The 19,978-nt window shown below is 70.3% G+C and carries 14 protein-coding genes; 7 read left to right on the forward strand and 7 right to left on the reverse strand.

Translation table 11 applies throughout. The features are described 5' to 3' along the window. The 3 genes from ABZ070_RS04000 to eccD all read right to left on the reverse strand — a co-directional run. Positions 1–2,140 (reverse strand): polyribonucleotide nucleotidyltransferase (locus tag ABZ070_RS04000; RefSeq protein ID WP_356629629.1); only part of this gene is annotated, 2,140 nt, incomplete at its 3' end. A 271-nt stretch (positions 2,141–2,411) separates the two neighbouring features. Then, positions 2,412–2,702, reverse strand: a complete 291-nt coding sequence (gene rpsO / locus ABZ070_RS04005) for a 30S ribosomal protein S15 (RefSeq protein WP_356629631.1) — start codon at positions 2,700–2,702, stop codon at positions 2,412–2,414. 222 nt (positions 2,703–2,924) lie between these two features. Beyond that, complete coding sequence (gene eccD, locus ABZ070_RS04010) at positions 2,925–4,403, reverse strand: type VII secretion integral membrane protein EccD (protein ID WP_356629633.1); 1,479 nt, start codon at positions 4,401–4,403, stop codon at positions 2,925–2,927. A 186-nt stretch (positions 4,404–4,589) separates the two neighbouring features. Between eccD and eccCa the strand changes: the two genes are divergently transcribed. From eccCa to ABZ070_RS04030, 4 genes are all read left to right on the forward strand, one after another. After that, positions 4,590–8,543 (forward strand): type VII secretion protein EccCa, encoded by a 3,954-nt coding sequence (gene eccCa / locus ABZ070_RS04015; RefSeq protein ID WP_356629635.1) that lies wholly within the window; start codon positions 4,590–4,592, stop codon positions 8,541–8,543. A 21-nt stretch (positions 8,544–8,564) separates the two neighbouring features. Next, the gene (locus ABZ070_RS04020; RefSeq protein WP_356629637.1) at positions 8,565–8,864 is read left to right on the forward strand and encodes a YrhB domain-containing protein; all 300 of its coding nucleotides are present in this window, start codon (positions 8,565–8,567) and stop codon (positions 8,862–8,864) included. Between the two features lie 771 nt (positions 8,865–9,635). Beyond that, complete coding sequence (locus tag ABZ070_RS04025; protein ID WP_356629639.1) at positions 9,636–9,992, forward strand: SseB family protein; 357 nt, start codon at positions 9,636–9,638, stop codon at positions 9,990–9,992. Between the two features lie 62 nt (positions 9,993–10,054). Next, complete coding sequence (locus ABZ070_RS04030) at positions 10,055–10,300, forward strand: DUF397 domain-containing protein (RefSeq protein ID WP_356629641.1); 246 nt, start codon at positions 10,055–10,057, stop codon at positions 10,298–10,300. Between the two features lie 63 nt (positions 10,301–10,363). Here the strand turns inward: ABZ070_RS04030 and ABZ070_RS04035 are convergent, their stop codons facing one another. The 4 genes from ABZ070_RS04035 to eccB form a co-directional block, all read right to left on the reverse strand. Then, positions 10,364–10,660: a WXG100 family type VII secretion target gene (locus tag ABZ070_RS04035; RefSeq protein ID WP_356629643.1), complete on the reverse strand. Its 297-nt coding sequence runs from the start codon at positions 10,658–10,660 to the stop codon at positions 10,364–10,366. Positions 10,661–10,718: 58 nt separating this feature from the next. Continuing rightward, positions 10,719–11,057: a WXG100 family type VII secretion target gene (locus ABZ070_RS04040; RefSeq protein ID WP_356629645.1), complete on the reverse strand. Its 339-nt coding sequence runs from the start codon at positions 11,055–11,057 to the stop codon at positions 10,719–10,721. Positions 11,058–11,195: 138 nt separating this feature from the next. After that, the gene (mycP, locus tag ABZ070_RS04045; protein ID WP_356629647.1) at positions 11,196–12,440 is read right to left on the reverse strand and encodes a type VII secretion-associated serine protease mycosin; all 1,245 of its coding nucleotides are present in this window, start codon (positions 12,438–12,440) and stop codon (positions 11,196–11,198) included. Between the two features lie 9 nt (positions 12,441–12,449). Further along, entirely contained in the window at positions 12,450–13,994 is a 1,545-nt protein-coding gene (eccB, locus tag ABZ070_RS04050; RefSeq protein ID WP_356629649.1) for a type VII secretion protein EccB, read from the reverse strand. Between the two features lie 221 nt (positions 13,995–14,215). On the opposite strand from eccB, the gene eccE reads away from it, so the two are divergent. The 3 genes from eccE (at position 14,216) to ABZ070_RS04065 (ending at position 19,826) form a co-directional block, all read left to right on the forward strand. Further along, positions 14,216–15,511: a type VII secretion protein EccE gene (eccE, locus tag ABZ070_RS04055; protein WP_356629651.1), complete on the forward strand. Its 1,296-nt coding sequence runs from the start codon at positions 14,216–14,218 to the stop codon at positions 15,509–15,511. Continuing rightward, positions 15,511–16,230, forward strand: coding sequence for a hypothetical protein (locus tag ABZ070_RS04060; RefSeq protein ID WP_356629653.1), 720 nt, complete (start codon positions 15,511–15,513; stop codon positions 16,228–16,230). Before eccE ends, ABZ070_RS04060 begins: the two co-directional genes overlap by 1 nt. A gap of 284 nt (positions 16,231–16,514) precedes the next feature. Further along, positions 16,515–19,826 (forward strand): SCO5717 family growth-regulating ATPase, encoded by a 3,312-nt coding sequence (locus ABZ070_RS04065; protein ID WP_356629655.1) that lies wholly within the window; start codon positions 16,515–16,517, stop codon positions 19,824–19,826. The last annotated feature ends 152 nt before the right edge of the window (positions 19,827–19,978 follow it).

Below are 19,978 nucleotides of genomic sequence, written 5' to 3' on the forward strand. Positions count from 1 at the left end.
CGCTGGTCGAGGCCCTGGTGAACACACTGGACGTCGAGACGGGCGCGGACACCCTGGACACGCCCGAAGGCCGCGCGCGCTTCGACCTCACCGAGTGCGAGATGTGCAGCAGACCGTCCTTGCCCGGGAGCAGGGACACGAACGCACCGAAGGTGGTCGTCTTCACGACCGTGCCCAGGTAGCGCTCGCCGACCTCCGGCATGGTCGGGTTGGCGATGCCGTTGATCGTGGCGCGGGCGGCCTCTGCGGCCGGGCCGTCGGCGGCACCGATGTAGATGGTGCCGTCGTCCTCGATCGTGATGTCGGCGCCGGTGTCCTCCTGGATCTGGTTGATCATCTTGCCCTTGGGGCCGATGACCTCGCCGATCTTGTCCACGGGGATCTTGACGGTGATGATCCGCGGGGCGTTCGGGGACATCTCGTCCGGGACGTCGATGGCCTCGTTCATCACATCGAGGATGTGGAGGCGGGCGTCGCGGGCCTGCTTCAGCGCGGCGGCCAGGACCGAGGCGGGGATGCCGTCGAGCTTGGTGTCGAGCTGGAGCGCGGTGACGAAGGTCTTCGTGCCGGCGACCTTGAAGTCCATGTCGCCGAAGGCGTCCTCGGCACCGAGGATGTCGGTGAGCGCGACGTAGTGCGTCTTGCCGTCGATCTCCTCGGAGATCAGACCCATGGCGATACCGGCGACGGGGGCCTTCAGCGGCACACCGGCGTTCAGCAGCGACATGGTGGAGGCGCAGACCGAGCCCATGGACGTCGAACCGTTGGAGCCGAGGGCCTCGGACACCTGACGGATCGCGTACGGGAACTCCTCGCGCGTCGGCAGCACCGGCACGATGGCGCGCTCGGCGAGAGCACCATGGCCGATCTCACGGCGCTTGGGCGAGCCCACGCGGCCGGTCTCACCGACGGAGTACGGCGGGAAGTTGTAGTTGTGCATGTAGCGCTTGCGGGTCACCGGGGAAAGGGTGTCCAGCTGCTGCTCCATGCGGAGCATGTTCAGCGTGGTGACGCCCAGGATCTGGGTCTCGCCACGCTCGAACAGCGCGGAACCATGCACGCGCGGGATGGCCTCGACCTCGGCGGCGAGCGTACGGATGTCCGTGATGCCGCGGCCGTCGATGCGGACCTTGTCCTTGATGATGCGCTCGCGGACCAGCTTCTTGGTCAGCGCGCGGTAGGCGCCGGAGATCTCCTTCTCGCGGCCCTCGAAGGCCGGGAGCAGCTTCTCGGCGGCGAGCTCCTTGATGCGGTCGAGCTCGGTCTCGCGCTCCTGCTTACCGGCGATGGTGAGCGCCTGGGCGAGCTCGCTCTTGACGGCGGCGGTGAGCGCATCCAGGACGTCGTCCTGGTAGTCGAGGTAGACGGGGAACTCACCGGTGGGCTTGGCGGCCTTGGCGGCGAGGTCCGACTGCGCCTTGCACAGCACCTTGATGAAGGGCTTCGCGGCCTCGAGACCGGCGGCGACGACCTCCTCGGTCGGCGCCTCGGCACCGCCCTTGACGAGCTCGATCGTCTTCTCGGTGGCCTCGGCCTCGACCATCATGATCGCGACGTCGCCGTCCTCCAGGACGCGACCGGCGACCACCATGTCGAAGACGGCGTCCTCGAGCTCGGTGTGCGTCGGGAAGGCGACCCACTGGCCCTTGATCAGCGCGACACGGGTGCCGCCGATCGGACCGGAGAAGGGCAGGCCGGCCAGCTGCGTGGAGCAGGAGGCGGCGTTGATCGCGACCACGTCGTACAGGTGGTCGGGGTTGAGAGCCATGATCGTCTCGACGATCTGGATCTCGTTGCGCAGGCCCTTCTTGAAGGAGGGGCGCAGCGGCCGGTCGATCAGGCGGCAGGTGAGGATCGCGTCCTCGGAGGGCCGGCCCTCGCGGCGGAAGAAGGAGCCGGGGATCTTGCCGGCCGCGTACATGCGCTCCTCGACGTCCACCGTGAGGGGGAAGAAGTCGAGCTGGTCCTTGGGCTTCTTGGAAGCGGTGGTGGCCGACAGCACCATGGTGTCGTCGTCCAGGTACGCAACGGCGGAGCCGGCGGCCTGCTTGGCCAGGCGGCCCGTCTCGAAGCGGATGGTGCGGGTACCGAAGGCGCCGTTGTCGATGACAGCCTCGGCGTAGTGGGTCTCGTTCTCCACCAGCGGTTTCTCCTACATTCGTCTTTTCGTCCCCGCGCCCGTGTGGCCGGGGACCGTGGCGGAGAAGCGCGCCTTGTGTGCGGGCCGGTCTTCGATCGAAGCACCCGGGGTGATTGCGTCCGGGGGCCACTACCGAGGACCGGCGGCGAGGAGGCGGCTTCTCGCGCGATGTGGCGTTGTGCAGACCAGACTAATTGCCGTCCGGCACATCGCGCACGTACAGCAAAGGGAGCGGCCCCCTAAGAGTGGGAACCGCTCCCTTCACGGCGTCTTACTTGGCACCGCCGGCCGCACCGCGGCGGATACCGAGCCGGTCCACCAGCGTACGGAAGCGCTGGATGTCCTTCTTGGCCAGGTACTGCAGCAGACGGCGGCGCTGGCCGACCAGGATCAGCAGACCACGACGGGAGTGGTGGTCGTGCTTGTGCGTCTTGAGGTGCTCGGTCAGGTCCGAGATGCGGCGGGAGAGCATCGCAACCTGAACCTCGGGGGAGCCGGTGTCGCCCTCCTTGGTGCCGAACTCGGTGATGATCTGCTTCTTCGTAGCGGCGTCGAGAGACACTCGGTACTCCTCAATGGTTTCGATGCGCCCGCGAGTGCCCCTGGTCTCTGTCTCAGGGGAGCTTCCGTGACTCGGAGGCGGAGGTCCGTCGAGCGCTCCTCCCAGGTGATCCGGGGGGCGCGAACACAAACGGCCGTTGCACAGCGTACCAGCCTGGCGCAGCGCAGCCGCAGCGCCCGCCCGGCAGCCGCAGCGCCCGCCCGGCAGCCGCAGTGCCCCCGCCTAGCTGGTGAGCGAGCGTGCCGCGTTGTAGACGTCGAGAACGGCAAGGCAGAGCGGGACCAGTGCGAGCAGTACCGCGCCCTCCGCGATGTCGAGGAGGCGGCCCCAGAAGGGCGAGAGGCCCTTCTTCGGGATGACCAGGCCGATCGCGGTGATCAGCGCGGCGCCCGCGGCAACTGTGGCGGTCAGCCAGATCGTACGGATGTCCAGGCCTCCCCGGTCGCCGTACATCAGGAGGTCCTTCACCAGGTCGACCGGCGGGTTCAGCGAGAGGCCGAGCACCAGCAGGGCGATCGCGGCGATGCCCGCGACCAGGGCGCACGCCACCTGGGAGGTGTAGCGGAAGAGGCGGGCGCGCAGCAGCATCGCGAGGCCCGCGGCCAGCGCCAGCAGCTGGCCCCACACGTTGCTGGAGAAGCCGAGCACGGCGGCGCAGCCGACCACGACGGCGGCGCAGCCGCCGACCAGGCCGAGCAGCATCTCGTGGCCCCGGCGGGCCTGCGCGGCGATCCTCTCGGCGTCGACCGGCTCCGCCTCGGGTGTCTCGTTCGGGTCGGCGTAGGCGTCGCCGTCGAATTCGTCGGCGGCGCTGCGGGGGGAGGCGTAGCCGATGGGCAGCCGGGCGAAACGGGCGGAGAGGCCGGGCAGGAACGCGACCAGACCGATGGCGACGGGAGCGACGACGGCCGCGGTCCGTGTCGCGGACGACTCGGTCAGGATCGCCAAGAAGGTGGCGATCGTGCCGGTCACGGCGAGGAACGTGGCCGCGACGAACGGCGCGTCGCCACTGGGGGTGAGGGCGACGAGGACGACCGAGGCGACCAGGACGGTCACGCAGCCGAGGAGGAACTGCAGGCGGCCCGGACCGTGGCCCGCGTCCGCGCCGATGATTCCGGAGCCCGCGATGAGCAGCAGCGGCAGCGCGCCCAGTCCGAGACCGACGGCTGTGGCACGGTCGGCGTAGACCCGCGCCCGTACGCCCGCGAAGGCGGTGAGGAGCACACCGGCGGCACCCGCGATGATGCCGGGCAGGCTGTGCATGTCGTGGCGGACCGGATCGGCGAACCAGAGCACGAAGCCCATGAGGACGAGCAGCAGGACGCCACCGACGAGGCCGGCTCCGCGCAGCAGGTCGTCGCTCCACAGGTGCCGGTCACGGACCACTGCGGAGGCCACGGCGTCCGAGACGTCGTCGAAGACCGCGGGGGGCAGCGACTCGGCGAAGGGACGCAGGCTCAGCACTTCTCCGTCGAGCACCTGCTGGGCGGAGAGCGAGCGCGCGCCGTCAAGGACCGTGCCGTCCCGTCGGACCAGGTGGTAACCGGTCGGTGCGCCCGTCGCCTGGGTCTGACCGGTCAGGCGCAGGATCTCCGGATAGACGTCGGCGACGGCGATGTCCTCGGGGAGGGCGACATCGATACGGCTGTCCGGCGCCACCACTGTGACGCGGCAGAAGCCGGTCGCTGCGGTCGTACTCACGTGTGTGGACCCCCTGATTCGCGGTTGCGCACGATGCGCGCGCCACCCTACCGGGACACACCCGATGGGTCTGCAAGTAGGATCACCGTCGCGCGGAGGGGAGCGCGCCGAACACCCGGTCCTGGGAGTGTCGGTGGCGGAACCGGCCCATCCGTCTTCCGTCCGTCTCGAGGGATTGATGCTCCGGTGAGCCAGATCGTCGTGAAACGCCCGCCGAGGTCCCTGCCACCCGAAGTTCCCATGGGGGAACTGACACTGGAGGCACCTCCGGAGCTGCCGCGTGGCCAGCAGGAGGGCATGCTGATGCAGATCCTGCCGGTCCTCGGCATGGGCTCGTCGGTGGTCTTCTTCTTCTCGCCGCAGGCGCCTCCGTTCATGCGCATCATGGGTGTTCTGATGCTGGTATCGACCGTTGCGATGGTCGTGGCCCAGGTCGTCAGATACCGCAGGGGTACGCAGGGGCAAATGGCCGATGTCCGGCGGGACTACCTCAAATACCTCGCCCAGACCCGGCGTACGGTGCGCAAGACCGCGCGCAAGCAGCGCGACGCACAGCTCTATCTGCACCCCTCCCCCGAGCAGTTGTGGTCGGTGGTGGCCGAGGGTTCGCGCCTGTGGGAACGACGGGTGGGCGACAAGGACTTCGCGCAGGTGCGCGTCGGCCTCGGGGCGCAGCAGCTCGCGACACCCCTGATCGCACCGGAGACCGCGCCGGTCGACGAGTTGGAGCCGCTGGCGGCCGGTGCGATGCAGCAGTTCCTGGCCACCCACGGGTCGCTGGACGGGCTGCCGATGGCCGTCTCGATGCGCGCCTTCTATCACGTGACCGTCTCGGGCGAGCCCGAGTCGGCACAGTCCGCGGCGCGGGCGCTCGTCTCCCAACTGGTGACGCTGCACTCGCCCGACGACCTGATGCTCGCCGTGGTGGCTGCGCCGGGCGCGGTCGCGCGGTGGGACTGGACGAAGTGGCTGCCGCACACACAGGTGCACGGTCAGGTGGACGGTGCGGGCAGCAAGCGGCTGTTCGGTGACGACCTCGGGGAGCTGGAGCAGCTGCTGCACAGCCGGCTCGACGGCCGGCCGCGGTTCAGCCGCGAGAACCAGCCCGTGATGGACCAGCCGCACATCGTCGTTGTCCTCGACGGCGGCATAGTCCCGCCCGACTCGCTGTTCGCGGCGGCCGAGGGGCTGCAGGGCGTCACCATCGTCGAAGTGGTCTCCGGCGATCTGGACGAGCCGCGTGGCGGGCTGTCCGTGGTGGTAAGGCCGGGCCGGCTCCGTCTGGAGTCCGGGTCTCGGGTGGCGTACGAGGGCGTTCCCGACGGCATTTCGCTGCCGGCGGCCGAAGCGCTCGCGCGTCAGCTGGCTCCGCTGCGGATGGGCGGAGGCGACGACGACGAACCGCTGCTCGCCAACCTCGACTTCACCGATCTGCTCAACCTGGGCGACGCCGCCGGAATCGACGTGGCCCGCACCTGGCGGCCCCGTTCGGTCGCCGAACGGCTGCGGGTCCCGATCGGTGTCGGTGAGGACGGCCAGCCGGTCATGCTGGACCTCAAGGAAGCCGCGCAGGAGGGCATGGGCCCGCACGGCCTGTGCGTCGGCGCGACCGGTTCCGGAAAGTCGGAACTGCTGCGCACCCTGGTACTCGGCCTCGCGGTCACCCACTCCTCGGAAACGCTCAACTTCGTCCTCGCGGACTTCAAGGGTGGTGCGACGTTCGCGGGCATGTCGCAGATGCCGCACGTCGCCGCCGTCATCACCAACCTGTCGGACGACCTGACGCTGGTCGACCGCATGGGCGACGCGATCCGCGGTGAACTGCAGCGCCGTCAGGAACTGCTGCACAAGTCGGGCAACTACGCCAACATCCACGACTACGAGAAGGCACGCGCCGCCGGCGCCGCGCTGGAGCCGCTCGCCTCGCTGGTGCTGGTGCTCGACGAGTTCTCCGAACTGCTCACCGCCAAACCCGACTTCATCGACATGTTCATCCAGATCGGCCGGATCGGCCGTTCGCTGGGTGTGCATCTGCTGCTCGCCTCGCAGCGTCTGGAGGAAGGCAAGCTGCGGGGTCTCGACACCTACCTGTCGTACCGGATCGGTCTGCGGACGTTCTCGGCGGCCGAGTCGCGCACGGCGATCGGCGTGCCCGACGCCTACCACCTGCCGTCGGTGCCCGGTTCCGGCTACCTCAAGTTCGGCACCGACGAGATGACCCGCTTCAAGGCGGCGTACGTGTCCGGTACGTACCGGACCGGCGGGCCGGACCTGTCGGTGGGCCAGCTGCCCATCGAGCGGCGGCCCGCGGTGTTCACCGCGGCGCCGGTGCCGGTCGTGTACGCGGCTCCCGACCCGGCCGCGGGCGCCGGACCGAGCAGGTCCGACGACGAGGCACTCGCGGACACGGTCCTCGACGTGATCGTGCGCCGCCTGGAAGGACAGGGCGTGCCGGCGCACCAGGTGTGGCTGCCGCCGCTCGACCAGGCGCCGACGCTGGACCAGCTGCTGCCCGACCTCGCGCCGACCGCGGACCGCGGTCTGACCGCGGCCGAGTACACACGGCCCGGTGGTCTTGTCGTCCCGCTCGGCCTGATCGACAAGCCGTTCGAGCAGCGCCGCGAGGTGCTGTACCGGGACTTCTCCGGCGCAGCGGGTCACATGATGGTCGTCGGCGGCCCGCAGTCCGGCAAGTCGACGCTCATGCGGACCCTGATCTCGTCGTTCGCACTCACGCACACGCCCAGCGAAGTGCAGTTCTACGCGCTCGACTTCGGCGGCGGCGGCCTGTCGTCCCTCTCGGACCTGCCGCACGTCGGTGGCGTCGCCTCACGTCTCGACCCGGAGCGGGTGCGGCGTGCGGTCGCAGAGGTGCTGGGTGTGCTGAACCGGCGCGAGGAGTTCTTCCGGGCCAACGGCATCGACTCCATCCAGACGTACCGGCGCAAGCGCGCCGCGGGCGAACTGCCCGGCGAGGCATGGGGAGACGTCTTCCTCGTCATCGACGGCTGGGGCGGGTTCAAGAACGACTACGAGATGCTCGAGCCGATCGTCTCGGACCTCGCGGCACGTGGCCTCGGCTACGGCATCCACGTCGTGATCACCGCCGCCCGCTACATGGAGGTGCGCGCGGCGCTCAAGGACCAGATGCTCGGCCGGCTCGAGCTGCGCCTCGGTGACGTGATGGACTCCGAGTTCGACCGCAAGGTCGCGGCGAACGTCCCCGCGGGCGTTCCGGGCCGTGGCCAGGTCCCGGAGAAGCTGCACTTCATGACGGCGCTGCCGCGCATCGACTCCGTCAGCAGCTCCGGCGATCTCGCGGAGGGCGCCGAGGCGTTCGTGCAGGCCGTGAAGGGCCACTGGCCGGGGCCGGCCGCACCGACGGTCAGGCTGCTTCCCCGCCGGCTGCCCGCGGAGCAGTTGCCCAAGGGCTTCGAGTACCCGCAGCACGGCGTCGCCATCGGCATCGACGAGACGAATCTGGAGCCGGTGTTCGTCGACTTCGAGACGGACCCGTTCCTCATGGTCTTCGGCGAGAGCGAGTCGGGGAAGACCAACCTGCTGCGGCTCGTCGCCAAGCAGATCTGCGAGCGGTACACACCGGAGCAGGCGCGCATCGTGGTCGGCGACTACCGGCGCACCATGCTGGAGGCGGTCCCGGCGTCCCACCTGCTCGAGTACGCGCCGATGGCATCGGCCATGGAGATGCACATGGACGCGATCTCCACCGTCATGGAACGGCGGGCGCCGAAGCCGGACATCACGCCGCAGCAGCTGCGCGACCGGAGCTGGTGGAGCGGCCCGCAGCTGTTCGTCCTGATCGACGACTACGAGCTGGTCGCCACGAACTCGGGCAACCCGCTGGCGAAGCTGGCGGAGCATCTGCCCTTCGCACGTGACGTCGGTGTCCGCTTCATCGTCGCCCGCAACGCCGCGGGCGCCTCGAGGGCCATGTACGAGCCGTTCATGCAGCGCATGAAGGAGCTGGGCGCCCAGGGCGTCGTTCTCTCCGGAGACCCGAGCGAGGGCGACATCATGGGCAACGTGCGCGCCCGTCCGATGCCTCAGGGCCGCGGCACCTTCGTGTCGCGCAAGAGGGGCAACCCGCTGGTGCAGCTCAGCTGGTACCCCGGGCAGTAGGCAACATCGACAGGACATCGCATGCTCACCCAGGACGACGCCCTCGCGGCGGCACGCACCTACCTCGCCGAGGTTCTGGCCGATCGGCCCTACACGATTGTGCTGCTGTCGGAGCTGAGCCAGGAGCACCCGATCGCGTGGCTCATCAGGTTCGACTCACAAGAGCACCTCTCCACCGGTGACCCGACCAAGGCGCCGTTCACTCGGGTGGTGGTCGTGCCCAAGGACGGATCCCCCGTGCACTTCCCACCGTCGCATCTGCCGGTTGCCGAATACCTCGAGCTGCTCGTCCGCGGCGAGTGGCCGCCCCACAAGGCCTGATGCATGAAATTCGAACCGCAGCAGGCCGCCTTCAATGGCTCAACGCCACCTATCATGGCCTCGTCGAACTCGCCGCCCCCCACCCGGTGGCCGAGGACGCCCGGACCTGCCTCTTCGCCTGCCGGACGGTCGCACAGCCCGGCTATCCGCGTATCCCGATGCTCGCGGCTCGCTCGTCGTCCCCAAGGACGGCGGCGTGCAGAGACCTGCCCGGGGCGCTGCGGGACGTACGGATCCGTCTGGAGGGCAGTGGCTGGCTGCTGGCCGTCAACGGGGCCCGGGCAGAGGTGCGGCAGAGTGGGATGCTGGCCGGCAGCGGGAGCGACCGGGCGTATGTGCTGAGGCCCGGTGAGCCCGCCGATCCCGAGAACACGGTCGGTCTCTTCGACGACGCTCCGGTCGAGAGTGTGCTGAGCGTCCAGCAGCAGGAGGCCGCGTACCGAAGGCTGATGGACGAGTGGGACCGTCGGGCGGCGGAGCGGCGTGCCGCGGCAAAGGTGCAACCTCGGCCGCAGGCCCAGCCCCGACCCCAGCCGCAGGTCCCGCCGCAGCCGCAGTCCCGGCGGGGGGCGGAGCGGCCCGTGCCGGAGCTCTCCGAGGAGCTGCGGGCGCAGGCGCGGCGGGCGCCGGGCACGTGGCTGTACTCGATCGACCCGATGTACGACCCGGCCGGGGAGGTGCCTCCCTTCGCCGTGATCGGGGCCTGGCAGGTGGACGCCCAGGGGGAGCCCGGAGCGTTCCAGCACAACCCGAACTACCGCCCCTCCCCCCGTGAGTCTGGGCTGGCCGCGGCCGACCGACCCGGTGGACGCGTCCCTGCAGCTCGCGGCGAGCGGGCACGGTCCCGACGAGGCGGTTCCCGAGGCGCTCGCGGCGGCGACGGTGTACCTGCCGGACGAGGGCGCGGACATCGCCGTCTACACGGACGCCGACGGCCGGTTCGTCCCGGTGCTCACCCACGCCGACCACGCTCCGGCGAGCGTTCCGCGGCTGCGCCCGGTGAACGGTGCGGAGTTGGCCCGGCTGCTCCCGCCCGATCTGGCGCTCAAGCTCAACCCCGGTGGTCGGGTCTCCGTACGGGTTCCTGTCTCCGACGTAAGGGCCGCGGCGGAGCGGCTCGGCCACTAGGCTGAGCCACACGCTTGATCACAGCACGAGGCTCGTTCACAGCACAGATAAGGATCGCGCCGATGGCCGACGCCAGTGAGAAGGAACGTCAGAAGGACGAGCTGTACGCCCTCGACATCTCCGGGGTGGAGTGGCTCGGGGCCCCCGGCACCAGTCCTGATGAGGAGCGCGTCGAGATCGCGCATCTTCCGGGCGGCGCCGTGGCGATGCGGTCGTCGCTGGACCACGACACGGTGCTGCGCTACACGGAGGCCGAGTGGCGGGCCTTCGTCCTGGGCGCGCGGGACGGCGAGTTCGACCTCAGGTAGCCGACACGACGAAGGGGCTGCCCGCGGTGTCGCGGGCAGCCCCTTCGTCGTGCGATCGGCCGGTCAGCCCATCATCATGCGGAACCGGGCGGCGTTGCCCTTGTCGGTGTCCTGGTAGCCGACGACGGCGTCGCCGAGCAGACGGGCGATCGTCTGCAGGTCCTGGTTCATGCCGTCCATGTCGGTGGCGAGCTGGCGCTGGATGGCCACGTAGGCCTCCTTGGCCTCACCCTGCCACTGGCCGGCGACGCGGTTGACGTGCCCCAGTAGGGTGCGGAGTTCTCCGTCCAGGTCCGACGCGGTCTTGAGCGTGTCGCGGGCGGCCTGGGTCACTGTGTCGTAATTGACGGCAGTCGTCATTGTGTGCTCCTGGTGGCGAAGTTCGGCGAAACGAGTTCAGGCGGTCGGATCTGCCGGATCAGACGTCGAGAATGGCGCTGGTGTTGCCCTTGGCGTTCTCCATACCGGCGAACGACGACAGGCGCTTGCGCTCTTCCTCGTCGAAGCCGTCGGCGCTGATCTTCACCATGCGCTCGAGGTTTTCGAGGCTCTGCTGAAGGTTGCTCAGACGACGGTTCACCCGCGTCTGCACCGCGTCGTACTGCTGGCTCGCCGCACCCTTCCAGCCCGCCTGGATGGCGTCCACCACGCGGTTCAGGGAGGTGATCCGGTTGCCCAGCTCGATCTGGAAGCTCTGGATCTTGCCACTGAGTTCGGTGATATCACCGGTGGTTACGTCGAGATTCTTGTCCGACATCGTGCCCCTTCTTCCTGCGACAGTGACTGTAGACGGAAGCCGTTCGGATGCCGCCCCCGTGCCGGACCTATGGTCCGACGGTCACTCTATCCACTTGGTACTACAGTTCCAACTGCAAAGCGCCTACGGTCGTTTGGCTCAGCTCGACCGTTTTTGCGTGGTGTCCCTGATGACCGTCGCCGTGCCGGCGATCACCGCCACCAGTACGACGCAGATACCCACCGCGTAGGTTGCATAGCGCGCGTTGCGTTCCTGCGCCGTCTCCGTCATGGCCAGGTGGGCCGGTTCCGGCGCCGGCGGTTTGGCCGGGCCCGGGTCCGGGCGGGGGGCGGGCTGCGGTTTGTCGTCACCGCTCAGCGCGCGTACGGGGTCGATCACGCCCCAGCCGACGAAATTGTCGTGGCCGTTGATGCTGCGGGTGGCCGTCTGCTCGATCTCGGCGATGATCTCGGCCGGCGTCCACTTCGGGTGCTTGGCCTTCAGCAGCGCCGCCACACCGGCGACATAGGGCGCGGAGAAACTGGTGCCGTTGTCGATGCACTGCCCGTTTCCGGGGACGGTGGAGACGACGTCGACGCCCGGGGCGGCGACACCGACGAAGTCGCCGGCCTGCGAGAAGGCGGCGCGCTCGTTGTTGCGGTCGGACGATGCCACGGCGAGGACGCCCGGGAACGCGGCGGGGTAGGTGTTCTTGAGTTCGCCATCCATGCCGTCGTTGCCCGCAGAGGCGACGACAACGGTGCCCGCCCTGATCGCCCGCTGCACCGCCCTGTTGAGGACCGAGTCGAGCCCGAGCGGCTTGGTGGTGTCCTGGGAGATGTTGATGACGTCCGCACCCTTGGCGATGGCGTGGTCGATCGCCGTGGCCATGGTCCGGTCGTTTCCGCTGTTGTTCTCGTCGTTCTGCCGGATGGGGATGATCGTCGCCTCGGGTGCGATCCCGACGAAGCCGGTGCCCTTGCGGGGGCGTGCCGCGATGATGCCGGCGACCTTGGTGCCGTGGCCCACCAGGTCGACGGTGCCGTTGGTCTTGCCGCGCTTCTCGTCCCCGCTCTTCTTGTCGGGTTTGAGGAGGTCCTTGCCTGCGGAGGCGTCGACGGCCGGTTTCAGCTGGATGTTGTCGTTGTCGACACCGGTGTCGATCACGGCGACCCGCACGCCTTTGCCCTTGGTGTCCTGCCACAGCTCGTCGAGCAGGACCCGTTGGAGCGGCCAGGGAGTGCCCTCGATCTGCTCCTTCATGGGGAAGGTGCACTCGCCGCTGCCGTTGACGGAGAGTTCGTGCGGGTCATCGGCCGCCAGTGCGGCCGAAGGCGCGAGCGTGAGCGCGGTGAGCATCGACGCGGCGGCGAGCGCCGCGGCCCTGCGGAGCGGTTGCGACATCGGCCCCCCTCACGAACCCTGCGGCTGGCGTGCGCTGTTGGTGTCCAGACGTGGTCCCTTGGAGACGAACTCCGACCAGGTGATCGGCACCAGCGAAGGGACGATCTTTCCGTATCCGAGCCGGATCTGCGCCTGGCTGGGCTCAGGACGGCCGTCCTGCTGCTGCCCTCCCTGCTCCCCCGCACCGATGTCGGAGCGGTCGGAGTCGCTGTCGCCGTTCGCCTGGACCGCGTACCGCAGTCCCGTGTCGGTCACGAGGAAGAGAGAGCCGTCGGGCTTGGTCTGCTTGCCCTGCACCTGGGTGTAGAGCAGACCGGACCCCGGGGTGACGTAGGTGCTGGTGCCGCCCGCGGTGATCTCCGCGGGATAGGCGGACCCGGCCCAGGTGGAGAGCGTCGTACGGCCCTTGTCGTCGACCTTGCGGAGCACACTGCAGACGGTGTCACGGCCGCCGGTCGCGGAGTTGACCTGCTCGGCCTTCTCCTTCGGCCAGCGCTTCTCCGCGGCGAAGTCCTCCGGTTCGGGGGTGAAGGAGGCGGCGTCGACGACCGTCGCCTCGCCGCCCATGTCGAGCTCGTCCGTCTGGGGGGAGTTGATCAGAAGCCAGGCGGTGAAGTCCGACACCGGCCGGACCTTGCCGGCGAGGACGACGTAGTGCTGGGGGCCGGCACCCGTCTGTGCCTGGAGCACCATGCCCACCTTGTCCTGTTCGGCGGTCAGGCCGCCGCCGACACCGGCCGGTGCGCCCACGTCGCCGGGGATGACGGGGAAGTCGATCGGGCTTCCCTCGTGCAGAGTCGCCAGCCAGTCGTCGGTCACCGGCTGCGGCTGCGTCCGGTCGTCGACCAGCGCGCGTGTGAGGAAGTCCGCGTCGTCCTCGGTGCCGCGGACGAGGTACTTGGTGCCTGTGGCGTCGACGAGGTAGCGCCCGGTCTTCCCCTCGACGTACAGAACCTGACCACCCGCCAGTTTGCTCTTGCCCTCGGTCCTCTTGAGGTCGCGGTCGGCGAAGATGAATGTCGCCTTCTGCACGGAGGCGCCTTCACCCGCGCCCGGCTGCTCGCACACCGCCCAGCGCTTGGCCTTGCCCGCTTCCTTCTCGCTGGGCAGCCGGTCGGGTGCGTAGGGGATGCCGAGGATGGGACCGCGTGGGGGCTTGCCCGAGTCGAGGATGTCGTCGGCGACCTGGATGACCTTGAACTGGTCCGGCGTGAGGAGCAGTCGGGCGGAGGCCAGATTCAGCACCGGGTGCAGCAGGACCTTCTTGTCCTTGCCCTTGCCGGTCTGCAGCACCACATAGCGGGTGGTGGAATCCTTGCCGACGATCACTCTGGTGCCCGGCGTCGCCCAGTCCTTGGGTGCCTTGGGCTTGAACATGCCGAAGGCTCCGAAGCCCGCCAGGATCAGCACGCCCACGATCATGCCCGGGAGGATCGCGCGCAACGGCCGGGGCGCGCCCTCCTCCGTTCCGGACGGAGAGGGTTGGAGGAATGCCGCCACCGTGCGCTTCTTCGCAAAGGTGTACGCGTTGAGCTCATCCCGCCGTGATGCCATGAGTCCCCATTGGTAAAGAAGGCACTGTCTCCCCGCGGGGCCCTTGTGGTGAGTCCGGTCCCCGGGCCCTGCCTGTCGGACCGGCCCCCTACTATGCCTGTTGATCGATGGTGCTTGTGGGGCGGGTAGGGTGATCCAGCCGCCGGAAGCCTTGCTGGGCGGGGCTGGACAGGGGTGATCGGGATGAATTGGGGCCTAATGAACCGGGGGGTGCCGGAATAATGGCTTCCGCGACGCGCGCGCGGCCCACGGCTCGCAGACAGTCCTCGGCACCGCCCGCGACCGCTTCCTCCGGACCGGGCACTCCGCGCCTGCGTGCCCGGCCCGGTCACTTCGGGACGTTCCGACTGCAACAACTCGTGCTGGTGGAGACAGCCGGCGCCCTGCTGTTGGTGGCGTGGGTCGTCGACCCACTGCTCCTCGTGCCCGCGGGTGTACTGGCGGCTCTGCTGGTGCTGCTGGCCGTGGTGCGCCGGCACCGCCGTTCGCTGCCCGAGTGGCTCTCCATGGTGTTCGCTCTGCGCGCTCGTACCAGACGGGCCAAGTCCCTTGTCATCCCGCCGGACACGGAGCCGGGCCTGGCACCGGTCGTCGAGTGCGACCCGGCGCTGCGGACCTACACCTACAGCGACCGCGACCGCCGTCCGGTCGGCATGATCGGCGACGGCACGTTCCTGACCGCCGTGCTCCAGATCGAGGCGGACGCGACAGCGCTGCGGCCCGAACGCACGGCGCGGCCGCTTCCGATGGCCCTGATCAGGGACGTCCTGGACGTGGACGGCATCCGGCTCGAGTCGGCCCAGATCGTGCAGCACACACAGCCCGCGCCCGCACCCCATCTGCCGCAGCAGTCGATCGCCGCACGCAACTACGCGCCGCTGCAGGCCCAGACGGGCTCACCGGCGCTGCGGATCACCTGGGTCGCGCTGAAGCTCGACCCGGAGCTGTGCCCGGAGGCGGTCGCCGCCCGCGGCGGCGGCCTCGAAGGCGCACAGAAGTGTGTGGTGCGCGCCGCCGACCAGTTGGCAAGCCGCCTCACCGGAGCCGGTTTCCGTGCCATCGTGCTGACGGAGCAGGAACTGACGGCTGCCATCGCCACCTCGTCCTGCGCCAGCCCGATGGCCATCGCCCAGGCAGGCCGGTCCGACGCCCCCGTACGGCGCACCCAGGAGACCTCGCGCACCTGGCGCGTGGACGACCGCAGGCACACCACGTACTGGGTCGGCCGCTGGCCTCAACTCGGCGGCGGCGGCGCTCCGATGCCCCAGCTCGTCGCACTCCTGACCTCGATCCCGGCGCTGGCGACGACGTTCAGCCTGACGCTCGGCCAAGGGGATCGTCAGGGCGTGAGCGTCACCGGCCACGTCCGGATCACAGGACGCAGCGACGAGGAACTGGTCGCCGCCCGCCATGAGCTGGAGCGCGCCGCTCGTGGCGTCAAGACCGGGCTGGTGCGGCTCGACCGCGAACAGCTGCCGGGAATGCTCGCCACACTGCCGCTCGGGGGTGCCCGCTGATGTCCGCTTCCACCGCGAAGCCACGCCTTGGTTTCGGCCTCATCGGCCCCCGCCGCGACCGGCATGCGATGACCGTGGACCAACTGGCGGCACTCACCCTGCCGGTCGGCGACGACGGCGTGGTCATCGGTGTCGACGCCGAGGGCAGGCCCGCCGTCCTCGGCATCAACCGCCCCACGCCGTACGACGTGACACTGATCGGCGGACTGTGGACGGCGCAGGTCCTGGCGCTGCGCGCCGCGGCGACCGGCGCCCGGGTCACGGTCGAGACGGGCCGCGCACCCGCGTGGACGTCCCTCGCACAGGCAGCAGGCGGCGGACAGCAGTGCATCTCGTTGCACGACGTGGGGCGAGTGCCGCCGCAGGGCGCCTCCGCCGGCAGCCCTGTCGTCGTGATCCGTGACTGCGGAATGCGGCCGCCGCGCGGGCGCGTCGTCTCGGCGCCATGGCAGTCGGTGCTGACGCTGCTGCCCTATCTGAGCCCGGTCGCACCGCGTTTGATGGAAAAGTCCGGCCTGGTCGGCATCCAGCGCGTCTCGCCGGACGAGGCCCGGCAGATCGGGCGCATCATGCATCTGCCCCGGGTGGAGTCCGAGGCGCTTTCGACGCTGGCGGACGGGGTCACCCTCTGGTGCACGCCCAAGGACAGGCGCTTCGTCATGACGCAGGCCACCGACGCCGAGACCGGATTGTTGGGCAGCGCCCGACGGATGGACTGAGCGGCCCCGGTCCGTACGCAGTTGTACCGGTTTGACGCGCCGGATTCCTCACGCTCTGCCGTACCCGGGTCACCTGGGGGCAGGGCGTGACGTGCGCGAGCGCAGCCCACCGCCGGACGGGCCTGCCGGAGTGGTGTTGTTGGCGATTAGGCTGGGTCGGGGCGCGGCAGGAGAACCTACGGGAGGACCGTCCGCGTCCCAAGGGGAGAGCCGGGCCGATCCGAAGAAGGCGGTGGCCCCCACCCACGACGGCACAAGGGTGCTCGACCACACCAGGAGGCAAAGTGAACGGCGATCGGGACGACATCCACGGGGGCTGGAACATTCCCGTCGACGAGTCCGACGCGGAGCCCGCCGAGCTGACGGGTGAGTTCACCATCGACTACACCCCGCCTGCCTGGTACACGCAGAACGCGTCGGGTGACACCTCGGGCGGCGGCGCCGGACAGACGCCCCCGCCGCCTCCGCCGCAGGGTGCGCCCTTGGCGGTGCCGGGGCTGCCGGCGGGCAGCGGCTACGAGCCGAACTGGGCGCCGTCTGCGCCTGCGCCCGTGGCTGCGCCGCAGGAACCCGTGCCCACGCCGCAGCAGCCCGTGCAGCCGCCGGAGCCCGCTCCGGCCGGTGAGCCCGGGTCGGCCGCCGAGCCGGCTCCGGCCGGTGAGAACGCGAGCGCCCCGCAGGCTCCGCAGGAACCGGATTTGTCGTGGGAGTCCTTCGGAGGCGGAGATCTGGAGAGCGGCGCCACCATGCGCTTCTCCCCCGCCGCGCTGAGGCGCGAGATGGCCGAGCGGGCCGCCGCTGACGCTGCCGCAACGGACGCCGCAGGAACGGACGCGGCAGGAACGGACGCGGCCATCGCCGAGGGCACGTCGGAGCCGGACCCGGTGGCGTCGGCGCCCGTCGCCGCGCCCTTTGACGGTGCAGGCACCGACTCCGCCCCCACGGCCAGGGACAACGGCGACGGGGCCGGGGACGGGACCGGAGACGAGGAGACCGCGGCCCCGGCAGCGGACGTCGAGGACGACAGGCCCGGGGACGGCCACGACGCCCCCGAGGAGGCCGCCAAGGCCGAGGTGTCCGACACGTCCGTGCCTTCCGAGGGAACCGCTGACGCTGACGGGTCCGCCGACACCTCGGTGGCAGGTGACGACGACAACGACGGCGACAGCACCGTCGACGACGGCGACGCCGTTGCGACCGCCGGTCCGGCGGTCGGTGAAGGCGGCCCCTCCGACGCCGCTCCCCTGACCGCCACGCCTCAGGACGCCGTCCCCGCCGCGGCCGAGCCGCAGGACGCTCCCGCCGGCGGGCAGCCCTGGGCGCCGGTTCCACCGCCCGCCGCACAGGGCGGCGGACTACCGCCGCTGCCCCCGGCGTTCCAGCCGGCCGCGCCGACCGCCGCGCCGCAGTGGCCCGCGCCGAACACCGATCAGCCGGCGCCCACGCAGGCGCAAGCGCAGGCACCCGCTCCGGCGCAGTCGCCCGGCCATGGCTTCCCGCAGCAGCCGGGACAGCCCGCCCAGCCTGCCCCGTCGCAAGGCGGGTACGGGTTCCCGCAGACGAGCCAGGCCGTGCCCAACCAGGCTGCGCCCCAGGGCGGTTACGGCTTCCCGCAGCAGACAGGACAGCCGGGGCAGCCCGGCCCCGCTCCGCAGGGTGGTTACGGCTTCCCCCAACAGGCCGGCCCCCTACCCGGACAGCACGCCCAGCCCGGACAGCCCGCACACCCCCAGCCGGACCCCAACACCCCCGCCCCGCAAGGCGGTTACGGCTTCCCGCAGCAGACCGGACAGCCGGGGCAGCCCGGCCCCGCTCCGCAGGGTGGTTACGGCTTCCCGCAACAGGCCGGCCCCCTACCCGGACAGCACGCCCAGCCCGGACAGCCCGCACACCCCCAGCCGGGCCCCAACGCCCCCGCCCCGCAAGGCGGTTACGGCTTCCCGCAACAGGCCGGCCCCGTACCCGGACAGCCGGGGCAGCCCGGCCCCCACGCGGCCGCACCCCTGCCGCCCCAGGCGCAGTCGCCGCAGGCGCCCGACCCGGCCGCGCCCGCCAACCCGCAACTGCCCCCGCAGCAGGGACACCCGCAGGCCGGGCAGATGGCGCCGCAGGGGCAGCCGCAGCCGTCCGGCCCTCCGGTGGATCCGCGCACCGGTGGTGCCTGGCCCACGCCGGTCACCCACGACCAGCGCGAGCGTTCCGTTCCGGGCGCTCCGCTGGGATACACGGCCGCGGTCGAGCTTTCCTCCGACCGGCTGCTGCGCAACAACAAGCAGAAGCCCAAGTCGAGCCGTAACCCCTCCAGTGCCGCCCGCTTCAAGCTCGGTGGGAAGAAGGAGGAGGCGGAGCGGCAGCGCAAGCTCGATCTGATCCGTACGCCGGTGCTGTCGTGCTATCGCATTGCCGTCATCTCGCTCAAGGGCGGCGTCGGCAAGACGACGACCACCACGGCTCTCGGTTCGACGCTGGCGACGGAGCGGCAGGACAAGATCCTGGCGATCGACGCCAACCCGGATGCCGGCACGCTCGGCCGCCGGGTGCGCCGTGAGACCGGGGCGACCATCCGTGACCTGGTCCAGGCGATCCCGTACCTCAACTCGTACATGGACATCCGCAGGTTCACCTCGCAGGCGCCCTCCGGTCTGGAGATCATCGCCAACGACGTGGATCCGGCCGTCTCGACGACGTTCAACGACGAGGACTACCGGCGCGCGATCGACGTGCTGGGCAAGCAGTACCCGATCATCCTCACCGACTCGGGTACCGGTCTGCTCTACAGCGCGATGCGCGGTGTGCTCGACCTCGCCGACCAGCTGATCATCATCTCGACGCCGTCCGTGGACGGCGCGAGCAGTGCCTCGACGACGCTGGACTGGCTGTCGGCGCACGGGTACGCCGATCTGGTGCAGCGTTCCATCACGGTCATCTCCGGGGTCCGCGAGACCGGCAAGATGATCAAGGTCGACGACATCGTGCAGCACTTCCAGACCCGCTGCCGCGGTGTGGTCGTCGTTCCCTTCGACGAGCACCTCTCGGCGGGCGCCGAGGTCGATCTCGACATGATGCGGCCCAAGACCCGCGAGGCGTACTTCAACCTCTCCGCGCTGATCGCCGAGGACTTCGTGCGCGCCCAGCAGCAGCAGGGGCTCTGGACGGCGGACGGGAACCCGCCGCCCCAGGCGGCGCCGCCGATGCCGGGCCACGACCAGGGCCAGGGCCAGGGCCAGTGGCAGGGTCAGTGGCAAGGACAGGGCCACCCCCAGGGGCAGCCCCAGCCGTACCCCCAGGGGCAGCCGATGCCGGGACAGCCCGGTCCGGGCGTTCCCGGACAGCCGGTGCCCGGCCACCCGTATCCGCCGCAGCAGCCGCAGCAGCCGTACGGCGCCCCGCAGCAGGGCCACCCGCCGCAGGGATGGCAGCAGCAGCCTCCCTCGCAGGCCCAGCCGCCGGTGAATCCTGCCGGTCCGCCGCCCGCGGCGGGCGGCGGACCCGACGCTCAGGGACATGTTCCGCCGGGACATGTCCAGCCGGGTCAGGTTCCCCCGCCGGGCTGGCAGCAGCAGCCTCCGCAGGCACCGCCAGCCCCTCAGCAGTAACGCGACAGAGGTCTGAACCAATGAGGGCCCGCACCGTTTACACGGTGCGGGCCCTCGTCCTATTCCCGCAGCCCACACGGGGTTTGAGCGGCCGTTGACGCGGCATGACCACCCTGATAAACCTTCGCTTCACCAGCTGGCGAACCAAAGAT

Origin of the sequence: Streptomyces sp. NPDC006283, from assembly GCF_040613325.1 — a bacterium.
GTDB lineage: Bacteria > Actinomycetota > Actinomycetes > Streptomycetales > Streptomycetaceae > Streptomyces.